Genomic DNA, 21,892 nt, shown 5'->3' with positions numbered 1-21,892 from the left:
GCCGCCGCCGCGCCCGCCGCCGCCCCGCCGAGCCTGCCGGTGCCGGCCCTCGCGATCGAGCGCGCGACGGCGATCAAGCCCCTGCCCCCGCTGCTGGTGGATGGCACGCCGGCGACGATCCTCACGCTGCGCGATACGATGTGCAAATGGCCGATCGGCGACCCGGCAGACCCCAAATTTGCCTTCTGCGGCCGCAAGGCCGATTGCGGCCCCTATTGCACCGAGCACGCCGCCGTCGCCTTCCAGCCGGCCCGCAAGCGCGAAGCCCGCAAGTCAGAATACGATTACGTCCGGCGGATTGCCGGCTAACGCCGCGCTGACATCGCCAGGACGTGAGAGCCCCCCGGAGCAGAGATGTTCCGGGGGACTTTTTTTGTCGAACGGGCGGGGCGCCCTCTAAGCGCCGACGGGCATCCAGACGCCAAACGCCGTACCCTGCCCCATCAGGGTTTCGACGGCGAGGCCGCCGCGGTGGTGGGCCATGATGTGTTTGACGATGGCGAGGCCGAGGCCGGTACCGGTGATCTTGCCGCCGCGCGACTGGTCGGCGCGGTAGAAGCGCTCGCCAAGCCGCGGCAGGTGTTCGCGCTCGATGCCGGGGCCCTGGTCTTCAACACGAAGCCAGACGGCGGCCTCGGGGCCCTGCGAGCGGGCGAGCGCCTGAAGCAGGGTCATCCGTTGACTGACATCCCATTGCTGGCTCGCGGCGAGGCGCGCCTCGGCGAGCGAGGGCGCGGCGCCGAAGCTGAGCGTGATGGCGCTGCCGGCCTTAGAATACTTCACGGCGTTCGAGACAAGGTTTTCGACCACCTGGATCAGTTCGTCCCGGTGGGCGGTCATTTCCGGCATGTCTTGCCCGCCGCCAGCCACTTTGAGCGTCACACCGCGCTCGGCAGCGATGGGCTCCAGGACGGCGAGCGAGGCAGAGACGATCTCGGCGAGGTTTTCCCTGCCCCGCGGCAGGACGTGTTCGGACGATTCAATCCGGGAAAGGGAGAGAAGATCAGCGATCAGGCGGCTCATCCGGTCGGATTCGCCGGCCATGATGTCGAGGAAGCGGGGCCAGGCCGCGGTATCGTCCTTCGCGGGGCCGCGCATGGTTTCGATGAAGCCGGAAATGGCGGTGAGCGGGGTGCGCAGCTCGTGGCTTGCATTCGCGAGGAAGTCAGCCCGGGCGCGGGCGGCGCGCTTCACCGGCGTGAGATCCTCCATCAGGACGAGGACATGCCGGCCGGCGGGAATGCGCGTGACATGGGCACGCCAGGTCTCATCCGGGCCGGTTTCGATCTCGGCGGAGACCGGACCGGCGCCGGGCCGCTCGAGCGCCTGGTCGATGGCGGCCAGGAGGACCGGCGAGCGGATGACCGCGCTGGCACGGGCAAAGGGAAGGTTACCGAGCTGGAACAGCTCGTCGGCCGCCCGGTTGAAAGCCAGGATCTTCTGGCCGGGGCCGATCTCGAGCGCGGGCAGTGGCAGCGCGGTCAGGAGGCCGGGGCCGGCTTCGGCGGGTTCCGGCGCGGGCGGCTCGGCCCAGCTGTCGCTCAGGCCCTGCGGGACCCGGGCGGCAGAGCCGACAAAGTAGGCCATGCCCACAGAGGCAATGACGCCGAGCGCGCTGATCGCCTCGACCGGGCCGAGGGCGCTGGTGGCAACCAGCAGCAGCAGGACAAAGCCGGTCGTGCCGAGCAGGACGGTAAAGTCCCGCGTGCGGCGCGTCATAGATCGGCGGTTTGCATCTTCGCTCAACGTTTCACCTGTAAGGACATCTCTCGCCGGTGCCTTGGGCGCCTCAAACAAGGGCCTCTTCTGGCGCTAAACTGCACACCGGCATCTGCCAAGCCCCGCGCGCCGTATGAACGCTGACTGTTTAGGGGACGCGTCCATGAAAAGATATTGAATTTCGATAATTTCATATTGACGCTCGACATGAGCGGGCGTATCGGATCGCGAAAGTCAAAGGGCCAACCCCTCGCGCATGAAAAAGTCATTCCTCTTCCTGGGTTCCGCGATGCTGGCGGCCTGCGCGACGTCGCCGGATGCGGCGGAGCGCTATATCGATGACCGCAACGCGCTGTTTGCCACCGTGCCCGATGCGCCTGCCACGTGGGCTGCGCGCGGCGTCGCGGGTGAAGCGCCGACGGCAGACTGGCTGAGCCAGTTCAATGATCCGGTTATGACCTCACTTGTGGCTGAAGCGCTGGCGAAGAATCCGTCGCTGGAATCGCGTGCAGCGCTGGCCCGGGCGAGCGAAGCCCTGACGCGCGCGGCGCGCGGGCAGCGGCTGCCGAGCCTGTCAGCAACGGCGTCGGGCGGCGGTACGTCGACCGGCGTGGAAATCGGCGGGCAGACCGACCGGATCAATGATCCCAGTTACGGCCTCGGCATCGATGCGAGCTGGGAAGCCGATCTCTGGGGCCGCGTCTCCAACGGCGTGGCGCAGGCCGATGCAGACTATGCGGCGAGCGAAGCCGACCTGGCGGCAGCGGAACTTTCGATTGCGGCGCAGACGGCGATTGCCTGGATCGCGCTGAACGAGGCCCTGGCGCAGGAGCGCATTGCACTGCTCTCCTACGAGGCGCGTGACCGTGTACTGACGATTACCGACCGGCGCGTTCGCTCCGGCGTGTCCGGCCCCCTGGAGCTGCGCACCGCGCGTTCATCGCTGGCGAATGCCGAGGCGACAATTGCGGCGCGCCGGCAGGCTTCGATGGAAGCGGCGCGGCGGCTGGAGCTGTTGCTGGGGCGCTATCCGGCGGCCGAGATTGCCGCGACCGCGACGATCCCCGAGCTGACCGAGATGGCCGCGGAGGGCAACCCTGCCCTGCTCTTGTCGCGCCGGCCGGACATTGCGGCGCTGGAAGCGCGTGTCGTCTCCGCAGGCCTGCGGGCCGAGGAGGCGCGCCTTGCGATGCTGCCCGCGCTGCGCGTCAGTGGTTCGGCCGGGACGAACACGACCGTATTTGAAGATGTGGTCGACCCGTCGCTTATTGCGGGCCGGCTGGTAGCGAGCCTGGTGCAGCCGCTGTTCACCGGCGGGCGCCTGAAGGCGCAACAGGAAGCGGCGATTGCGCAGGCTCAGGCCTCGGTTGCCGGCTATGTCAGCGGTGTGCTGAACGCCTGGCGCGAAGTGGAAGATGCGCTGACGGCGGATGTGCTTCTGGCGCAGCAGGAGACCGCTCAGGGCGTGTCGTTCGAAGAGGCGCGCTATGCCGAGGAGCTGGCCGAGCGCCAGTATATCAGCGGCACGATCACCATCTTCGACCTGATCGACGCGCAGACGCGCCGCCTGACGGCTGAAGGCCAACTGGTCTCAGCCCGCGCCAGCCGTGGCATAAACCGCATTTCCTACCACCTCGCTCTCGGAGGCGGCGTGCCCGTCGCGGCCGCAGACACCATTCCCGCCCCCACCGAAGTCCAGACGCCGCAGTAAGCGGCAGGAGCCATATCCCCATGGGACGCCTGATTGCCACTATTGCCCCGATCGCCATCATCCTCGTGCTGGGGGGCGGCGGTTTCGCTGTCGTCCAGGGGATGAAGCCAGAGGCCGAAAAGAGCGAAGAGCCGCGCGCGGGCCTCAACGTGTTTGCCGAGCCCGTGCAGGAAGTGGCGCTGACAATGACCGTGCAGGCGCAGGGCGAAGTGCGGCCCAAGACCGAGATCGTTGTCGCGCCGCAGACGTCCGGACGGATCGCGTACGTGTCGCCGGACTTTATCGATGGCGGCTTCATCCGCCGCGGACAGGTGCTCGTGCGCGTGGACGCGCAGGACTATGAGCTGGGCGTGGTGCGGGGGCGTTCGCTGGTGGCGACCGCCGAGCAGCGCCTCGCGCGGGAGATTGCCGAATCCGAGCTGGCAAAACAGGACCTTGCAGATCTCGGCATGACGGACGCCTCGCCGCTGGCGCGGCGCGAGCCGCAACTTGCCGAGGCGCAGGCTTCGCTGGACGCCGCCAAATCGCAGCTGAAGGATGCCGAACTGGCCCTTGCCCGTACCGCTGTGATCGCGCCGTTTGATGGCCGTGTTCGCGAGCGCAGCGTCGACATCGGCCAGGTTGTGGCGCCGGGCCAGTCGCTGGGCCGCATCTTCGGCAATGATACGGTGGAAGTATCCCTGCCCCTCAAGGATGCCGAACTTGGCCGGCTGGGCCTGCCGATCGCATTCGCCGACAGCGAGGCGACGCCCGGGCCGGAGGTCATCTTCACCGCGACGGTGGGCGGCGAGCCGCGCACCTGGAAGGGAAAGGTCGTGCGCACCGGCGCGGCCGTAAACTCGCAGACGCGGCAGATAAACGTGATCGCCGAGTTGAATGACCCGTTCGGCACGGGCGCCGACAATGGCGCGCCGATGGCGCCAGGATTGTTCGTGAACGCACAGATCCAGGGCAAGAGCCTTGACCGCGTGATGATGGCGCCCCGCTCCGCGCTACGCGGCGAGGACAAGCTCTATATCGGCGATCCGGAAACCGGGAAGCTGTCGATCCGCACCGTGGATGTCGAGTTCTCCGACCGTGACGGCGCCTACTTCCATCAGGGCGCCGAGATTGGCGAACTCGCGATCACCAGTCCCATCCAGGCCCCCTTCGACGGCATGAGCCTGACCGTGATGCAGCGGATGGAAGATGGCAGCGTGAAAGTCCACAATCCGCCAAAGGCCGCCAAGACAGGCGAGACTGAAGTGGCCAAGGCCGATACGGCCGGCGAGGGAGCCGCCCAATGAAAGGCATCGTTGCCTGGTTTGCGCGTAACTCGGTTGCCGCCAACCTTCTTATGTTCATCTTCTTCGCAGGCGGCCTGTTCGGCTATTCTGCGATGGAGCGGGAAATGTTCCCGGTCGTGAAAGTGTCCGGCGCCTCTGTAACGGTGGCCTGGACGGGCGCGAGCCCGCGCGACATCGAAGACCAGATCGTGACGCGCATCGAGGAAGCGGTAGCAGACATCAACGGCCTCGACCGCATCACCTCGACCTCGAGCGAAGGCTTCGGCACGGTGAACATCCGCGGCCGCGACGATATCGACATGGACACCTTCCTCGACGAGGTGAAGCTGCGTGTCGACCAGATCAACAACCTGCCACAGGCCGCGTTCCAGCCGCAGGTGACGCGTTGGGAGCAGCGGAACTGGTTCATGGGCCTCGCCGTGCACGGCGATGTGGACGCCCGCACGCTGCGCAAGATCGGCGACAAGGTGCGCGACGACATCGCCGCCCTGCCCGGCGGCGAACTCGCCGTGCTTCAGGGCACGCTCGATGAGCAGGTGAGCATTGAAGTTTCCGAGGAGGCGCTGCGCAGGTTCGGCCTGAGCATGTCTGATGTGGCCAATGCCGTGCGTACGACATCGCTGAACTCCTCCGGTGGGCGCATTGAATCCCCGGTCGGCGACGTCCAACTCACGGCACGCAACCTCGCCGACACAGCCGAGCAGTTTGGCAACATCATCATCCGTCAGACGACGGAGCAAGGTACCGTGCGCGTGGCGGACGTGGCCAATGTGATCGACGGCTTCGTAAGCGAGAAGCTTCAGGCGACCTTCAACGGCCGAACAACCGTGTTCGTGATGGTGCCCGAGCCCGACAACATGGACATCTCGCGCTATGCGCAGGGTTTCCGGGACTATATTGAAAAGGCGAACACGCCCGGCAGCGGCGTGCTGCCGGAAGGCGTGCGGATCGATACGCTATGGGACGACTCGAAGACGTTCGAGGCGCGCATGGAGCTGATCTCGTCCTCCGCTATACAGGGCGCGCTGCTGGTGATGCTGATCCTGATCCTGTTCCTGCGCCCGGTAGTGGCCTTCTGGGTGACAGTCGGCATCCTGACTGCGTTTGCCGGTGCGATGATCCTGTTCCCGACGGTCGGCGTGTCCTGGAACATCCTGTCCACCTTCGCCGTGCTGCTGGTGATCGGCATCATCGTGGACGACGCCATCGTGGTGGGCGAGAACATACACAAGGAAGTCGAGAGCGGACGGCGCAAAGGGCTGGACGCCGCGATCATCGGCACGCAGCTGGTGATGAAGCCGATCATCTTCGGCATCCTGACGACCATCATCGCCTTCTCGCCCTGGCTGTTCGTGACCGGCCCGACGCGGATGTTCACGCAGCAGATCTCCTTCGTGGTGATCGCGGCCCTGATCATCTCGACATTCGAGTGCCTGCTGATCCTTCCGGCGCACCTTGCGCATATGGAAAAGCAAAAGTTCGACGGCCCGCTCGGGCCCTTCCTCAAGCTGCAGCGGCGGATTGCCGACAGCCTTTTGTGGTTTGCCGCCAACATCTACAAGCCGGTGCTGGAGCTGGCGATCAAATTCCGCTACGCGACGATCGCCTTCTTCCTCTCGCTGGTGATGATTTCCGTCAGCCTGCAATCGAGCGGCGTTGTGCCGTTCAAGTTCATGCCGGAGATCGAGGCAGACCTCATTCAGGTCAACATCCAGATGCCGGATGGAACGCCGTTCGAACGGGTTGTGGAAGTGCGCGACCAGCTGCAGGCCGGTGTCGTGGCCGCGACCGAAGCCACCGTCCGTCAACACCCGGAAATCGAAGGCGGCCTGATCCGGGATGCCTCGATCGTCGCCGGCGGCACGCAGGTGCAGGCATGGATCGGACTGTTGCCGCCTGAAGAACGGCCTGAAGGCGTGCGCTCGAAAGACATTGCCGACGAGCTGCGCACCGCAACCGGTGAAATCCAGGACGCGGAAGAGATCAATTTTGAGTTCACCTTCAACCGACCCGATACGGGTGTGACGTTTGCCCTCAGCCATCCGGATCTCGACCGGCTGCGCGAGGCGGCGGACTATGTGAAGGCGCATCTGGCTGACTACTCGGAAGTCTACGACATTACCGACAACCTTTCGTCGGCAGCCGAGGAGATCCAGATCACCATGAAGCCCGGCGCCGAAACGCTGGGGATCACGCTCGCGGACGTCTCCAACCAGCTGCGCCAGGCCTATTTCGGCGAACTGGCCGACCGGATGGCGCGCGACGGCGAGGATGTGGAAGTGCGTGTGCGTCTGCCGATCGAGGCGCGCAACGATCTCGACAGCCTCGCGTCGATCCGCATACGGACGCTGGACGGGCGCGAGATTCCGGTGACCGAGGTAGCTAACTTCGAGTTCGCGCCGGGCATCAACCGGATCGTGCGCCGCAACCGCGTACGCTCGGTGTCGGTGGCTGCGGAAGTGCTCGGCGACGGTGGCCGGGCGCGGATCATGGATGCGATGGAAAAAGACTTCTGGCCGCAGTTCAAGCAGGAGTTTCCGGATGTTACCCGCGGCGAGGCAGGCGGGTTCGAGCAGGAGCAGGAGTTTTTCGCCGAGATCCAGCGGCTGTTGCTGATTGCCGTGGGCGCGATGTACATGCTGCTTGCAGTGGCGTTCCGCTCTTACGCTCAACCCCTTCTGCTGATGACCGCAATCCCGTTGGCCTATACTGGCGCGATGTTCGGTCTCGCCCTGACGGGCACGCCGATGGCTATGTTCGCCCTGTTTGGCATTGCCGCGGCAGCCGGCGTCATCATCAACGACAACCTGGTGCTGATCGACTATGTTAACCGGCGGCGCGATGAGGGCGCCGGCGCCGTGCAGGCGCTGGTGGATGCAGGCGTCTCCCGTTTTCGCCCGATCTTCCTGACATCGATCACGACGTTCGTGGGTATTGGACCGATGCTGGCGGAAAAGTCCGTCCAGGCACAATTCCTGAAGCCGATGCTGGTGTCTCTGAGCTTCGCGATCTGCTTTGCGCTTTTCATCACGCTGTTTCTTGTTCCGGCCATGTATGCGGTCGGCACCGAGATTGGCCGCGTTTTCAAATGGTCGTGGGGCGGCAAGCCGTATCGCCAGATCGGCGAAGGCTATACAGGCCATGCGAATATCGACGAGGAAGAACTGATCGGTTCAAGCCACTCGCGTCCGGCGCCGGCAGAGTAATCCAGTAGAGTAACGAACACCCGTTCTGAAAACGCCCCGCCACCTAGAGGGGCCACGCAGGGAGCCTATCCATGAAGAAACTTCTGCTTGGCGCAGCATCGCTCGCGCTCATCACCGCCTGTGCCCACCACAAGCAAGCGCCGCCGCCCTCGACCGCCGAAACTCTGGCGCCGGCCCCAGCGCCGGAGAAAGTTGCCGCGCCGGGCAAGTTCCTGACGGAAGAAGGCCTGGAGCTTTCCGCGCAGGATGTCTGGGGTGACTGGGGCGTCAATCTTGCTACCCGGAACACGTCCGTTCACCCCGGCGACGATTTCAACGCCTATGTCAACGGCGCCTGGATCTCGACCTTCGAGATTCCGGCTGACCGCACCCGCTATGGCTCGTTCGACCTGCTCGGCGAGAAGTCCGAGCAGCGCGTGCGCAAGATCATCGAGGAGCTGGCCGCAGCGCAGCCTGCCGCCAGCACGATCGAGGGCAAGGTTGCCGCCTACTACAATGCCTACATGAACACCGACGCGATCGAAGCTGCCGGCCTGGCGCCGGCCGAGCCGATGCTGGCACGCATAAAGGCCGCCGCAACGCGCGAGGACCTTGCGACCCTGTTTTCCGAGAACGGGGTCTCCTCCCCTATCGGCGGCTTTGTCGATGTCGATTCCAAGCAGCCTGATCAGCACATCTTCTACGTGAATCAGGCCGGGCTCGGCATGGGCGACCGCGACTATTACCTCGTCGACAGCGAGAAGAATGTCGAACTGCGCGCAGCCTATGTGAAGATGCTGACGGTGCTGCTGACAGAAGCAGGCTACACCGATCCGGCGGCCGCAGCGTCAAGCGTTTTGGCTCTGGAAACCGATATCGCAAAAGCCCACTGGGACCGCGCGCTCGGCCGCAACCGCAACCTGACCTACAACAAGCTGTCTAAGGACGAACTGGTCAAACTCGGCGGCGCCTTCCCGACAGCGCTGATGCTGGACAAGACAGGCGTGGGCGACCAGAAGGCCTTCGTCGTGCGCCAGGTGACACCGACGCCGGAAGAGATCGCGGAGAATGGTCTGTCTGCGGAAGATGCGGCCAAGCTGTCAGGCGGCGGTGTGGAAGGCATCTTCAAGCTGATGGCCAGTGCGCCGGTTGAAAGCTGGCAGGCCTGGCTCGCGGCGAACTATCTGCGCACCCATGCTGACGTGCTCCCGAAGCGCATCGACGACGCTGTGTTCGACTTCTACGGCAAGGCGCTGACCGGGGCAGCCGAGCAGCGCCCCCGTTGGCGCCGCGGCGTGACCGCCGTTGAAGACGCCATCGGCGAAGGTGTCGGCAAGGTGTATGCCGCGCGCTATTTCCCGGCCGAGAACAAGGCCGAGATGGACAAGCTGGTCGCGAACCTGCGCACCGCGATGGCGTCGAACCTCGACGAGCTGACCTGGATGGGCGAGGCGACGAAAGTCGAAGCCCGTGACAAGCTGGCGAAGTTCACGCCGAAGATCGGCTATACTGAAAAGTTCGAGACGTATGACACGCTGGCGGTTGGCGCGGATGCATTCGCCAACATGAATGCGGCCGGCGACTGGGCCTACAAGGACATGATCTCCAAGCTCGGCGAGCCGATCGACAAGACCGAATGGGGCATGCTGCCCCAGACGGTGAACGCCTATTACTCACCAAACCGGAACGAGATCGTATTCCCGGCGGCTATCCTGCAGCCGCCTTTCTTCAACCTGTCGGCCGACCCGGCGGTGAACTATGGCGCCATCGGCGGTGTGATCGGTCACGAAATGGGCCACGGTTTTGACGACCAGGGTTCGAAATCGGACGGGCTGGGCGAGCTGCGCAACTGGTGGACACCGGAAGACAGCGAAAACTTCCGGGAGAAGACCGACGCGCTGGTCGGCCAGTACAATGGCTTCTGCCCGCTGGATGACGGTCAGACCTGCATCAACGGCCGTCTGGCCCTGGGTGAGAATATCGGTGACCTCGGCGGACTTTCGATGGCCTACAAGGCCTACAAGCTCAGCCTCGATACGGATGGCGACGGCACGATCAGCGCCAGCGAAGAAGCTCCGGTCATCGACGGACTTTCGGGCGACCAGCGCTTCTTCATGGGATGGGCGCAGGTCTGGCGGTCGAAATACCGCGAGGAAGCCCTTCGCCGCCAGCTGCAGCAGGGCCCGCACTCGCCGCCGGAATTCCGGATCAATGGCGTCGTCCGCAATTTTGATGAATGGTACGCGGCGTTCGATATTGGGCCGGAACATGCGCTTTACCTGCCGCCGGAAGAGCGCATCCGGATCTGGTAAAGGTTAACGGCGCTCCTCTTCGTGGTCACCGGCGGGCAAATGCTGCCGGTGACCACAACCTGGCCTTAACTGGCGCGGATTATGCATCTTCCCAGGCGAACTGTCCCAACCCCTTCGCCGGAAGTCTGAATACCATGTCTCTGTTGCCCCGCCTTTTTGGCTCCAGAAAGACCGCGCCGGTCGAACCCGCGCGCGTAGATCAGGTCGCAGCCGCCACTCCGGACAGCGCCCGCCCGGTGCGCGTCCAGGTTTACCGCGAAGCCTACGTGACCTATGAATCGGGCTATCGCCGCAAGGGCGTGGTGATGGACTTCACCGATACGGGCCTGCGCATCCGCTTTCCCACCAACGAACGTCTGCCAGCGACGGTGACGGTGAATGCCCGCTCGGTCGGCCTTGAAGGCGACGCGGAAGTCGTGTGGCAGAAGAATACCGAAGCCGGCCTGCGCCTGCGCAGCTAGCCTGCAGTGTTCCCTTCTGGGGCGATCCGGCTTGCGAAAATTCACCATCGGCGCACTCTGACCCAGCGTAAACCGCAGGGAAGGAAAGCCGTATGTCCATCATGAAATCCGAAGAAATCATGGCCGAATCGTCGAAGTCGTTCGAGGACGCGATCCAGCTTGCCGTGAGCCGTTTCTCGAAAACCGTGCGCGGGCTTGCTTCGTGCCACGTCAACTCGATGTCGACGACGATCCGGGACGGCAAGATCGACACGTACCGGGTCAACATGCAGATGACCTTCGAGGTCGATGCGGCGCCGGACAAACCGGAAAACGGCAAGAAGAAAAAGAAGTAGCGCGCCGCAAGCAGGGTTGATCGCAAGGGGATGGCGGCCCGCCCCAGCACCCTATATCCACCGGGGACACCGTCCGTGTGGAGCCCACGCATGCGCCGTCGCCTTGCCGTCTTTGTCCCCGCTGCCCTGTTTGCCGCCGCCTGCGGCGCGCCGGCTGTCAGCCAAACCCCTGCCCCCGCCGCCAACAAGGAAAGCCCTGCCATGCCCGCCACCCAGTTCACCTCGATCAACGGCACGCCGCTGGACCTCACCGCTCTCGGCGCGAAAGCGATCCTGGTGGTCAACACGGCCTCCAAGTGCGGGTTCACGCCGCAGTACAAGGGCCTTCAGGCGCTCTACGAGAACAGGAAGGACGCGGGCCTCGTGATCGTCGGCATCCCGTCGAACGACTTCATGGGTCAGGAGCCCGGCACCGAGGAGGAGGTGAAAACCTTCTGCGAGATCAATTATGGCGTGACCTTCCCTCTCACAAAAAAGTACCATGTGAAGGGCAAGGAAGCGCACCCGTTCTACGCCGCCGCGATCGGAAAGCTGGGCCCGGACGCCGAGCCCGGCTGGAACTTCCACAAGGTGCTGATCAAGGGCGATGGAACGCCGATCAAGGCCTACTCTTCCAAGGTGAAGCCCGACGACGCGGCGCTGATGGCGGATATCGATGCGGCGCTCAAAGGCTGAACCCTGCCCGGCCTTGACGAACGGGCGCTGGCGGCGCCTAAGTCTGATTATTGCACCCGCTCAGAAACTTCAGGAAGGAATGCCTCCATGTCCGATAAAGATCCCGTTGTCATCGTTGGTATGGCCCGCACGCCGATGGGCGGCCTGCTCGGCGACCTCGCCGGTTTTTCCGCCAACGAGCTTGGCGCGCTGGCCATCAAGGCCGCCGTCGCTGAAGCGAAGCTGAAGCCGGGCGAAGCCAACGAAGTCATCATGGGCAACTGCCTGCCCGCTGGCCAGGGCCAGGCCCCCGCCCGCCAGGCCGGCATCAAGGCCGGCGAAGACAAGGGCCTTGAAGCGACCACCATCAACAAGATGTGCGGCTCGGGCATGCAGGCGGCCGTGATGGGCCGCAACGCCATCCTCGCAGGCGACGCCGACATCGTGATCGTCGGCGGCATGGAATCGATGACCAATGCCCCGCACCTTCTGAACGTTCGCAAGGGTCACAAGTACGGCACCATGGGCGCTGAAGACCACATGGCCCTCGACGGCCTGACCGACGCCTATGCTAAAGGCCCGATGGGCGTGTTCGCCGACAAGATCGCCGGCGAGTACCAGTTCACCCGCGAGCAGCAGGACGCCTATGCGCTGGAGACGCTGACGCGCGCCCAGAACGCGACGAAGAACGGCAAGTTCAAGCGCGAGATCACGCCGATCACCGTGAAGGGCAAGAAGGGCGACACGGTCATCGATACCGACCAGCTGCCGCGCGAAGCGATGCCCGAAAAGATCCCGACGCTGAAGCCGGCCTTCTCGAAGGACGGCACCGTGACCGCCGCCAACGCCTCGGCGATCTCCGACGGCGCAGCGGCGCTCGTGCTGATGCGCGAGTCCGAAGCCAAGAAGCGCGGCCTCAAGCCGCTGGCGAAGATTGTCGCCTCCTCCAGCCACGCCCACGAGCCGGAATACTTCACCACGGCGCCGGTGCCTGCGATGAAGAAGACGCTCGCGAAAGCCGGCTGGAAAATCGAGGATGTCGACCTCTGGGAGGTCAACGAAGCCTTTGCGGTCGTTCCGATGATCGCAATGAAGGAACTCGGCATCAGCCATGACCGCGTCAACGTGAACGGCGGCGCCTGCGCTATGGGCCACCCGATCGGCGCGTCGGGCGCACGCGTGCTGATCACGCTGATCGCAGCGATGGAAGATCGAGGCGCCAAGAAGGGCATGGCCTCGCTCTGCATCGGCGGCGGCGAAGGCATTGCCATGGCGATCGAGCGGACCTGACACTTCAGCGTCGCCCGATGGGTTGAAACCGGGCCCGGACGATGCAGCCTCGCATCGCCCGGGCCTTTTCATTCGGGGGATATCCCATGCCGCTCCAGAACCGTGTTGATCCCTTTGGCACAATTCACGCCGTCCCCGAGCGCGGCCTGTTCATGGGTAATCGTGGTGGCTGTTTCCACCGGGACGACCAGACCCTGAAATCCCGGCACTGGAGCAGCCAGCGATGGATCATCTGTGTGCTGATCTTCAAGGAGAGGCGGCGCAAGCTGATGCAGCCCGGGCTCTATACCGAACTCTTCTTTCTCGACGAAGCCACTGCGCTGGCAGGCGGGCACCGGCCGTGTTTCGAATGCCGGCGCGCAGACGCGGTCGCTTTTCGCGGCGGGTTGGTGCGGCGCGGATTTCTTGAGGCGGGCGAGACGGTCGGCGCCCTCGATGCGCAGGTGGCCGGCGAAGTCCAGACCATCCTCGGCGGCGGCAAGGCGCGAAGCGCGGTTGAACCCCGGACGCTGCCGGACGGCGCAATGTATGCGGCAGAAGGCGCGGCCTGGCTGAAGCAGGGCGCAGAGGCGCGTCGCTGGTCGTTTGCCGGTTATCATGGCCCCCGGCCGCTCCATGCCGACGGACTGAGGCTCACTCCGCAGGTGACCTGCGAAGCGCTTTCGGAGGGCTACCGGCCGATGCTGCATCCGTCCGTATACGCATGAGCCAAGCGCCTTCCCCGGCCGAAATCACGGCGCATTTCCGCGAACAGGGCATGTTCTGCCGGACGCTCGGCTCGCCCTTCATGGCGGCGCTGTGCGAGATGATGGCGCGTGACATAGAGGAAGAAGGCCCAGTCGCCGACCTGGTGCGGGGCTGGCCCGGCAATCCGCGGCGCGACGCACTGTCGCTGCGGGTCGCGGGTTTCCTGCACCACAGCGTTCTGACGGGCGCGGCCGCAGAGCTTGCGGGCGCCTATCCCGGACGCGCTGCCAGCTGGACGATGGAACGCGTCTGGCCCATCGCCCGTGACTGGCTGGCCGCCAACTGCGCCGCAGCGCACGCCTTCCTCGTCTCGCCCCCGCAGACCAATGAAGTACGCCGGTCCATCGCGCTCTTGCCTGGCTTCCTGCAACTGGCTGGCCTGCATCCGGGACCAATGCATCTTCTCGAACTCGGCGCGAGCGCCGGGCTCAACCAGAACTGGGACCGGTTCAGCTATCAGACCGGAAGCTGGTCGCGCGCGGGCAGCAGCGGCGTCCGGATCGAGACGGACTGGAATGGTCCGCCGCCAGAGCACCTGGACGCCGAGGTGCGCATCGCGTCACGGGCGGCGTGCGACCAGAGCCCGATTGATATCCGTGATCCGGCGCAGGCGCTGCGGCTGAAATCCTATGTCTGGCCGGACCAGGCCGAGCGGCTCACACGCCTCGATGCGGCCATCGCGCTGGCGCGGGAGACGGGCGTGACGGTCGATACCGCAGACGCCGCCGAATGGCTTGCTGCAAAGCTCGCCGCGCGCCCAGATACCGGGCTGACGGTCATCTACCATTCGGTCTTCCTGCAATATCCGCCTGCGGAGGTTCGCCGTGCGCTCCTGGAGATGACGGTGGCTGCCGGCGGCGCCGCAACGCCGCAGCGCCCCCTCGCCTGGCTCTGTTTCGAGCCCGGCGCCTTTTTCCAGGGTCCAGACCAGGTGGGGATCAATCCCAACGATTTCATCACCTATCTGAGGGTATGGCCCGGCGGCGCGGAAAGCCGTCTCCTGTGTTCCGACGGGCACGTCACGCGGGCGGCTGCAACCTGATCCTGTCTGAAGCGTTGGAGTCCTGATCGCCTTCGGCGAAAATCGGGGTATGATGCAAGAGCTGCGAGGGGACCGGGCGAATGACAAACTATTACGACTTGCCGCCGCCGGAAAAGAAACGGCCTAGCCTCTGGTGGGCGGTCCTGCTGTTGCTTCTGCTGTTCCTGCTGGGCGTCTGGGCGACCTGGTGGTCGCTGCGCCTGCAGCCGGGCGAACTCGGGCAAGAGCCGGCTCTGGCGGTCTCGTCCCTGCCCGCTGCGCCGCTGGCGCCGGCCGGTCCGCCACCGACTGTCGCCGAACCCGAGCCTCTGCCGGAGGTGCCGGCTGAACCGGTTGAGACTGCGGCTGCAGAGCCGGATCCGGTCGCCGAGCCCGCTGCCGAGCCGCCGCCGCTGTTTTCCGATGTGCGCTGGCGCGAAACGGCGCGCTTCACCGGCACCGACGCGGCCGGGCGCAGCGCCGAGTTTACCGCCTATGTGCTGGTCGGTGACGAGACCTGGACCTATGCGCGCGCCGACGCGGTGTTCGCCGCCGGCCTGAGCCAGCCGGTAGAGACCGCCTTCGACAAGCTGAACCTCGGCGCCGGGATCTGCGAGCTGACCAATGTGATCGCGGTCGGCGCCGCCTCGGTCGAAGGCACCTCGGAGCAGAACACCTTCCTCTCGCATACGCGCGGCCATGCGCTGCGCGCCGCTATTGCTTCCAACCTGCCGTGTGAGGCGGGCGTCCTGCCCACCAGCGTGCTGGATCTCGGCTATAGCCGCGCGGATGTGGTCTGCCCGGCCGGCAGGACGATCTGCCCGGATGTGTCCGCGCCGCAGCGGCCCATCGCGATGGTGCTCGTCAAGTCAGACGATCCGGAGACGGACATTGGCCAGGCACTTCAGAGCGGCATTGCGGCGCAGGAAGACGCCGGCGCCGGCGTGCTGCCGGGCGTGAAGGTGTCAGACTACTCGGCCTTCGACCTCAGGATCAGTCGCTGATCTTGGTCGTCTGACGCACGAGGCCGAGCGGCAGCGCTGTCGTGCGCTTGGCAACGCGGATGACGATGCGCGACTGCACATCCGACACCAGTTTCGAGCCCAGCAGCTTGTCGCGCAGGAAATTGTCATAGGCGTGCATGTCGGTGGTGACGATATGGATCATGTAGTCCACCGCGCCGGTGACAGTCATGCACTCGACCACTTCCGGCCAGGCCTGCACCATCGATTCGAAGGCCTCGAGGTTTTCGCGGCTCGGCAGCGACAGCTTCACGCTGGCGATCACTTCAAAGTCCAGCCCCAGCGCATGGTTGTTGATCAGCGTGACACGGCCGAGGATAAAGCCGGCCTCTTCCATGCGCTTGATACGGCGCCAGCAGGGCGAGGAGGACAGACCCACACGCTCGGCAATCTCGGCTACGGACAGGCTTGCATCGCGCTGGATCAGGTCCAGTATACGGGCATCGACGCTATCTAATTCTTGGGACAATTTTCCGGCGATCCAATTCTTTATGGAAATTTATTGCTTGAAATAGCAAAACTTGCGCAAGTTAGGCAAGTAATTTCGCGCGATTCAGCCAATAATCTGCCGGGACAAGAATCGGGGATACGACGTTCATGAAACATCGTGAAGTTACGCTGGACGACAAATACGATCTTGTCGAGGGCAAGGCTTACATGACGGGCATTCAGGCGCTGGTGCGCCTGCCGCTGGATCGCAAGCGGATGGACAGGGCGGCCGGGCACAACACCGGCGGGTTCATCTCCGGCTACCGCGGCTCGCCGCTCGGAGGATATGATCAGCAATTGCGCGCGGTGCAGAAGCGCCTCGACGCACATGACATCAAGTTCTGGGAAGGCCTGAACGAAGACCTTGGCGCGACCGCCGTCTGGGGCTCGCAGCAGCTTGGCCTGTTTCCAGGCGCGAAGTTCGATGGTTTGTTCGGCATCTGGTACGGTAAGGCACCGGGCGTCGACCGGACGGGCGACGTGTTCAAGCATGCCAACGCCGCCGGCACCTCGGCGCTGGGCGGCGTGCTCGCCGTCATCGGCGACGACCATAACTGCAAATCCTCCACCCTGCCCTCGCAGTCAGAGTACGCGATGCAGGACGCAGAGATCCCGACGCTCAACCCGGCCTCGATCCAGGATGTGCTGGACTATGGCATTCACGGCTGGGAGATGAGTCGCTTCTCGGGCGCCTGGACGGGCCTCGTCGCGCTGGCCGACACGATGGATTCCGGCGCGGTGGTGAGTGTCGATCTCGCCCGTTTCGCCATTCAGCGTCCCGATTTCGTGCTGCCGGAAGGCGGGGTGCACATGCGGCGGGGCGATGTGCCGCTGAACAAGGAAGCGCGCCTGCGCCAGGTCAAGCTGCCGGCGGCGCAGGCCTATGTCCGCGCCAACCGGCTGGACCATGTGATCCTGCCTTCGCCGCGCCCGCGCCTTGGCCTGATCGTGACCGGCCAGGCCGCGCGCGACGTGTTCGAGGCGCTCGCCGCGCTCGGCCTGAGCCCGCAGGAAGCCGGCGCCCTCGGTCTGACGATCTACAAGGTGGCCATGCCCTGGCCGCTGGAGCCGCAGGGCATCCGCGAATTCTGCGCAGGCCTCGAGCGCGTTATCGTCATCGAGCACAAGCGTCCGCTGATCGAAGCGCAGCTGAAGGCGGCCCTGTATGATCTGCCCGACACCCGCCGCCCGGTCATCGAAGGCAAGAAGGATGCGAACGGCGCACCCCTGCTGTCGGACATCGCCTCGCTGACCATTCCGGAAATCGCGAACGCGCTCATGCACGCCCTGCCGAGCGGCTGGGACACCTCGCGCGCCGCCGCTTACTTCGACCGTGTCGGGCGCGCTTCAGAAGCGGCCCGCACCAACGCCTCGCCCACCGTGCGTTCGCCGCACTTCTGCTCGGGCTGCCCGCACAATACCTCGACCGTGGTGCCGGACGGCAGCCGCGCGCTTGCCGGTATCGGCTGCCACTACATGGCGAACTTCATGCCGGACCGCAAAACCGACATGACGAGCCAGATGGGGGGCGAAGGCATCGGCTGGGTTGGTCAGCATTGGGCAACCGACGAGAACCATGTGTTCGTCAACCTTGGCGACGGCACCTATTCGCACTCGGGCAGCCTCGCCATTCGCGCGGCGGTGACCTCCGGCGCGAACATGACCTACAAGATCCTTTACAATGACGCGGTCGCGATGACCGGCGGACAGCATGTGGAGTCGGGCCAGACCCCGGCCATGATCGCCCAGCAGGTCGAGGCGGAAGGCGTCAAGACCATCCGTATCGTGACGGAAGACCCGACCCGATATGCCGGTGTGCGCGACCTGCCACGCAGCGTGACGATCCATCACCGCGACGACCTGGAAGACGTGCAGATCAAACTGCGCGAGACGCCGGGCGTCTCGGTCATCATCTACGACCAGATGTGCGCCACCGAAAAGCGACGCCGGTCGAAGCGCGGCATGATCCAGCCCGACCGTGTACGTACCATCATCAATACCGAAGTCTGCGAAGGCTGCGGCGACTGTTCGGTGAAATCGAACTGCTTGTCGGTCGAGCCGATCGAGACCGAACTGGGCCGCAAGCGCCGCATCAACCAGTCGACCTGCAATACCGACCTCTCCTGCCTCAAGGGCTTCTGCCCGAGCTTTGTAACCATTCAGGACGGGGAAGCTGCTTGGGAAGCCCAGCCGCGTCAGACGTTCGACGCCGACGGTCTGCCGCTGCCCGAGACGCCGAGCCTGGCCCAGCCCTGGAACATCCTGTTCACGGGTGTCGGTGGCACGGGCGTGACCACGGTTGCCGCGGTGCTCGCGATGGCAGCGCACGTGGACGGCAATGCTGCCTCCTCGCTCGACATGACCGGCCTTGCCCAGAAGGGCGGCCCAGTGCTCTCCCACATCCGCTTTGCGCGCGAGCCGGAGATGATCTCGACCGGCCGCGTGCCGCCGGCCAGCGCCGACTGCGTGATCGCCTGCGACCTTGTCGTGGCCGCGGGCGGCGACGCCCTCAACCTGATGGATGCCGGGCGCACCGCTGCCTTTGCAAACTCGGACGTAACGCCGACATCGGAATTCATCCGCAACCGGTCGAAACGTTTCGAGAGCGAGCTTCTGTCGTCCCGCGTCAAGCGCCAGGCCGCCGAGTTCGGCGCGTTCGACGCCGAGGCGCTTGCCGTGGGTTACCTGCACGAGGCGATCTACACGAACATGATCATGGCGGGCTATGCCTGGCAGATGGGCAAGGTGCCGGTGTCGCTGCGCGGACTTTACCGTGCGATCCGCCTCAACGGCACGAAAGTCGAAGACAACATGGCGGCGTTCAATATCGGACGCCTCGCTGCCGCTGCGCCGGAGCGCCTCGTCGCCCGGAACGACCCGCGCGGTCAGGTCGAGGAAAAATCCCTCGACGCGCTGATCGAGGACCGCGCCGGGCGCCTCACCGCCTACCAGAACGCGGCTTACGCGGACCAGTACCGCGCCGTCGTCGCCGAAGTGCGCGCTGCCGAGACAAAAGCCGGGCTGGGCGAAAGCCTCTCCCGCGCTGCAGCGACTTATGCCTACAAGCTGATGGCCTACAAGGATGAGTATGAAGTCGCCCGTCTCTATACGGACGGAAAGTTTGCCGAACAGCTGGCCAGCCAGTTCAAGGGCGGTAAGCTGCGCTTCTGGCTGGCTCCGCCGATCATCGCGAAGAAAGATTCGCACGGCCATCTCGAGAAGAAGCATTTCGGTGCCTGGATGATGACCGGCTTCAAAGTACTCGCCAAGCTGAAAGGCCTGCGCGGCACGAGGCTGGACCTCTTCGGCTATACCGAAGAGCGCAAGATGGAGCGGGCCTTGCGCGATACCTATCTTGAAAACCTGCGCCGCATCACGCGCGAACTGACGGCCGGCAACCATGCCCTCGCCGTCGAGATCGCCCGCGTGCCAGACGAAATCCGCGGCTTCGGCCACGTGAAGGAAGCCGCCGCCGCGAAAGCAAAGGCTTACGAAACCGAACTCTGGGCCGGTTGGCCTGAAGGGCGGCTGCCAAAGGCGAAAGTCTCACTGATTGCGGCCGCGAAGTAGAGTTGAAATCCTCTCCCAGCGTCCTGCCCCGGCAAGCGCAAGCTTGCCGGGGCTTTTTTACCTGCCGGCTCGCGACCTAGTCTGCCGGGGAGACCACGACGCCGAGCAGCTCGCCATCCTTGCTCATGTCCCCGATCTCGCGCTCCACATCCCTGACTTTTACGACGCGGTCTCTCGTGCGCGTTGCCTTGCCGTTCCTGTAAGTGACCGTGATGCGGACCATCTCGTCCGGCCCGCCCAGCGCATCGCCCGTCACACGCACGGCAGTTGCGCCGACGTAGAATGCGCCCTTGCCCGCCCCTTCCAGAACACCTCCGGCGAGGCTGACAGGAGCCGTCACGATCTTGGTCGCAAGACAGCCAGCGAGCGGCAGCGCGGCGATAACAAGAAAAAGTGTGGCGAGACGCATGGTAAAGCTCCGGCAGCGCCGCGCAGGCTAAGGCGGGATAGGCGCGGGCGCACCTTACATTTCAGCCGGAAAGCCTAGCGCGCGAGCGCCTCGTCGATGAGCTTGGCGGTTTCGCCCGCGCCATAGAGCGCTGCAAAGCTGCCGAAGCGCGGGCCTTGTTCCTGGCCGAGGAGGACTTCATAGAGCGCCTTGAACCAGTCACGCAGGTTTTCGAAACCGTGCGTCTTGCCGACTTCGAACGTCATCGTCTGCAGGTTTTCCCCGGTTGGCTCATCCGGGAAGGTGCGCAGGCGTTCGGCAAGCTCGGCCATCGCCGCGCGTTCCTGATCCGTCGGAGTACGGAAGGTTTTCGCGGGCAGGATGAAGTCGCGGTAATAGCGCATGGCGTAGCCGGCGAGGTCGTTCAGCAGCGGATGCGTCTCTGGCGAGGTGTCTGGCGCATAGCGTGTGATGTAGGACCAGAGCTGCGAGACGTCCGTCGGATTCGCCACGGCGACAAGGTTCATCAGCAGCGCGAACGAAACCGGGCTCGACCATTGCGGCGGATGGCCGGAATGGATGTGCCAGACAGGATTCTCCAGCTGCGCGGCGGCCTCTTCCTGCGGATACTTGTCGAGGAAGGTCAGGTATTCGTCGACTGCCTTCGGGATGACGTCGAAATGCAGTTTCTTGGCGACGCGCGGCTTCTGGAACTGGTAGAGCGCCAGGCTCTCGTCCGGGGCATAGGCCAGCCATTGCTCAACCGAAATGCCGTTGCCCTTGGTCTTGGATATCTTTTCGCCCTTCTCGTCCAGGAACAGTTCGTAGACATACTGTTCGGGCGGGCGGTGGCCAAGGATGCGGGCGATCTTGGAATAGACGGGGGCGTTGGCCTGGTGGTCCTTGCCGAACATTTCGAAGTCCACACCAAGTGCAGCCCAGCGCATGCCGAAATCCGGCTTCCACTGCATCTTCACCGCGCCGCCCGTGACCGGCAGCGTCACGTCGGTGCCATCTTCATCCGTGAACGTCACTTCGCCTCTGGCAGCGTCCACATGCTTCATCGGCACGTAGAGCACGCGCCCCGTGCTGGGGCTGATGGGCAGGAAAGGCGAATAGGTCGCCTGCCGCTCCGGGCCCAGCGTCGGCAACATCACGCCCATGATCGCGTCATACTTCTCGGCCGCACGCCGCAGCATCGCGTCAAACCGGCCGGACTTGTAGCAGTCGGTCGCCGAAAGAAATTCGTACTTGAAACCAAACTGGTCGAGGAAGGCGCAGAGCCGCGCATTCATGTGTGCGCCGTAGGAGGCGTGCGTGCCGAACGGATCGGGCACCACGGTCAGCGGCATCTGGAGGTATTGATCCAGCGATTTCGGGTTCGGCACCGTGTCCGGGACCTTCCGCATTCCGTCCATGTCGTCCGACACGCAGATGAGGCGCGTGGCATACTTGCCACCGGTCAGCACCTCGAATGCGTGACGCACCATTGTCGTGCGCACGACCTCGCCGAACGTGCCGATATGCGGCAGGCCCGACGGACCATAGCCTGTCTCGAAGATCACTGGCGCATCCGCCTTGCGCTCGCCGGCCTTCACCTGCTCCGCCACGCGCTTTTCCAGCGCGCGGGCCAGTTCGAAAGGCCAGGCCTTGGCGGTTTGGGCAAGCGTGGAAAGATCGGTCATCGGAGGTTCTGCCGGGT

General features: G+C 64.7%; 17 protein-coding genes. 13 read left to right on the top strand and 4 right to left on the bottom strand.

The annotated features are described in order from the left end of the window. Positions 1-309: GcrA family cell cycle regulator (locus tag Q0C17_RS11880; protein WP_291206390.1), on the top strand; the 309-nt coding region annotated here is incomplete at its 5' end. 87 nt (positions 310-396) lie between these two features. Here Q0C17_RS11880 and Q0C17_RS11875 read toward each other — a convergent pair. Further along, a complete protein-coding gene (locus Q0C17_RS11875; protein ID WP_291206388.1) occupies positions 397-1,719 on the bottom strand; it encodes an ATP-binding protein in 1,323 nt (440 codons plus the stop codon). A gap of 256 nt (positions 1,720-1,975) precedes the next feature. Between Q0C17_RS11875 and Q0C17_RS11870 the strand changes: the two genes are divergently transcribed. From Q0C17_RS11870 to Q0C17_RS11820, 11 genes are all read left to right on the top strand, one after another. Further along, positions 1,976-3,430, top strand: a complete 1,455-nt coding sequence (locus Q0C17_RS11870) for an efflux transporter outer membrane subunit (protein WP_291206386.1) — start codon at positions 1,976-1,978, stop codon at positions 3,428-3,430. Between the two features lie 20 nt (positions 3,431-3,450). After that, complete coding sequence (locus Q0C17_RS11865) at positions 3,451-4,716, top strand: efflux RND transporter periplasmic adaptor subunit (protein WP_291206384.1); 1,266 nt, start codon at positions 3,451-3,453, stop codon at positions 4,714-4,716. Further along, complete coding sequence (locus Q0C17_RS11860; RefSeq protein ID WP_291206380.1) at positions 4,713-7,922, top strand: efflux RND transporter permease subunit; 3,210 nt, start codon at positions 4,713-4,715, stop codon at positions 7,920-7,922. The genes Q0C17_RS11865 and Q0C17_RS11860 overlap by 4 nt, the downstream gene beginning before the upstream one ends. A 71-nt stretch (positions 7,923-7,993) precedes the next feature. Continuing rightward, on the top strand, positions 7,994-10,213 hold the full coding sequence (locus Q0C17_RS11855; RefSeq protein ID WP_291206378.1) for a M13 family metallopeptidase: 2,220 nt from the start codon (positions 7,994-7,996) through the stop codon (positions 10,211-10,213). Positions 10,214-10,347: 134 nt separating this feature from the next. After that, positions 10,348-10,674 carry a hypothetical protein gene (locus tag Q0C17_RS11850; RefSeq protein WP_291206373.1) on the top strand — a complete coding sequence of 109 codons (327 nt, stop codon included), beginning with the start codon at positions 10,348-10,350 and terminating at the stop codon, positions 10,672-10,674. Positions 10,675-10,766: 92 nt separating this feature from the next. After that, positions 10,767-11,009, top strand: coding sequence for a dodecin family protein (locus Q0C17_RS11845; protein ID WP_291206370.1), 243 nt, complete (start codon positions 10,767-10,769; stop codon positions 11,007-11,009). Positions 11,010-11,099: 90 nt separating this feature from the next. Continuing rightward, entirely contained in the window at positions 11,100-11,684 is a 585-nt protein-coding gene (locus tag Q0C17_RS11840) for a glutathione peroxidase (RefSeq protein ID WP_291206367.1), read from the top strand. Positions 11,685-11,771: 87 nt separating this feature from the next. Further along, a complete protein-coding gene (locus Q0C17_RS11835) occupies positions 11,772-12,953 on the top strand; it encodes a thiolase family protein (RefSeq protein ID WP_291206364.1) in 1,182 nt (393 codons plus the stop codon). Between the two features lie 86 nt (positions 12,954-13,039). Then, positions 13,040-13,660, top strand: a complete 621-nt coding sequence (locus Q0C17_RS11830; RefSeq protein WP_291206361.1) for a hypothetical protein — start codon at positions 13,040-13,042, stop codon at positions 13,658-13,660. Then, positions 13,657-14,742: a DUF2332 domain-containing protein gene (locus tag Q0C17_RS11825; protein WP_291206358.1), complete on the top strand. Its 1,086-nt coding sequence runs from the start codon at positions 13,657-13,659 to the stop codon at positions 14,740-14,742. Before Q0C17_RS11830 ends, Q0C17_RS11825 begins: the two co-directional genes overlap by 4 nt. An 80-nt stretch (positions 14,743-14,822) precedes the next feature. Beyond that, the gene (locus Q0C17_RS11820) at positions 14,823-15,725 is read left to right on the top strand and encodes a hypothetical protein (protein ID WP_291206355.1); all 903 of its coding nucleotides are present in this window, start codon (positions 14,823-14,825) and stop codon (positions 15,723-15,725) included. On the opposite strand, the gene Q0C17_RS11815 is transcribed toward Q0C17_RS11820, so the two are convergent. Further along, positions 15,715-16,212, bottom strand: coding sequence for an Lrp/AsnC family transcriptional regulator (locus Q0C17_RS11815; RefSeq protein WP_291206352.1), 498 nt, complete (start codon positions 16,210-16,212; stop codon positions 15,715-15,717). The two genes, Q0C17_RS11820 and Q0C17_RS11815, sit on opposite strands and share 11 nt — an antisense overlap. Positions 16,213-16,340: 128 nt before the next feature. Between Q0C17_RS11815 and Q0C17_RS11810 the strand changes: the two genes are divergently transcribed. Beyond that, positions 16,341-19,802 (top strand): indolepyruvate ferredoxin oxidoreductase family protein, encoded by a 3,462-nt coding sequence (locus Q0C17_RS11810; protein WP_291206349.1) that lies wholly within the window; start codon positions 16,341-16,343, stop codon positions 19,800-19,802. A 76-nt stretch (positions 19,803-19,878) separates the two neighbouring features. On the opposite strand, the gene Q0C17_RS11805 is transcribed toward Q0C17_RS11810, so the two are convergent. After that, entirely contained in the window at positions 19,879-20,211 is a 333-nt protein-coding gene (locus Q0C17_RS11805; protein ID WP_291206346.1) for a hypothetical protein, read from the bottom strand. 74 nt (positions 20,212-20,285) lie between these two features. Further along, a complete protein-coding gene (locus Q0C17_RS11800; RefSeq protein WP_291206343.1) occupies positions 20,286-21,875 on the bottom strand; it encodes a lysine--tRNA ligase in 1,590 nt (529 codons plus the stop codon). Between the last annotated feature and the right edge of the window lie 17 nt (positions 21,876-21,892).

Origin of the sequence: Hyphomonas sp., from assembly GCF_022844445.1 — a bacterium.
GTDB lineage: Bacteria > Pseudomonadota > Alphaproteobacteria > Caulobacterales > Hyphomonadaceae > Hyphomonas.
Note: the sequence above shows the minus strand (reverse complement) of the source record. Positions and strands in the feature narration are given on the sequence as shown.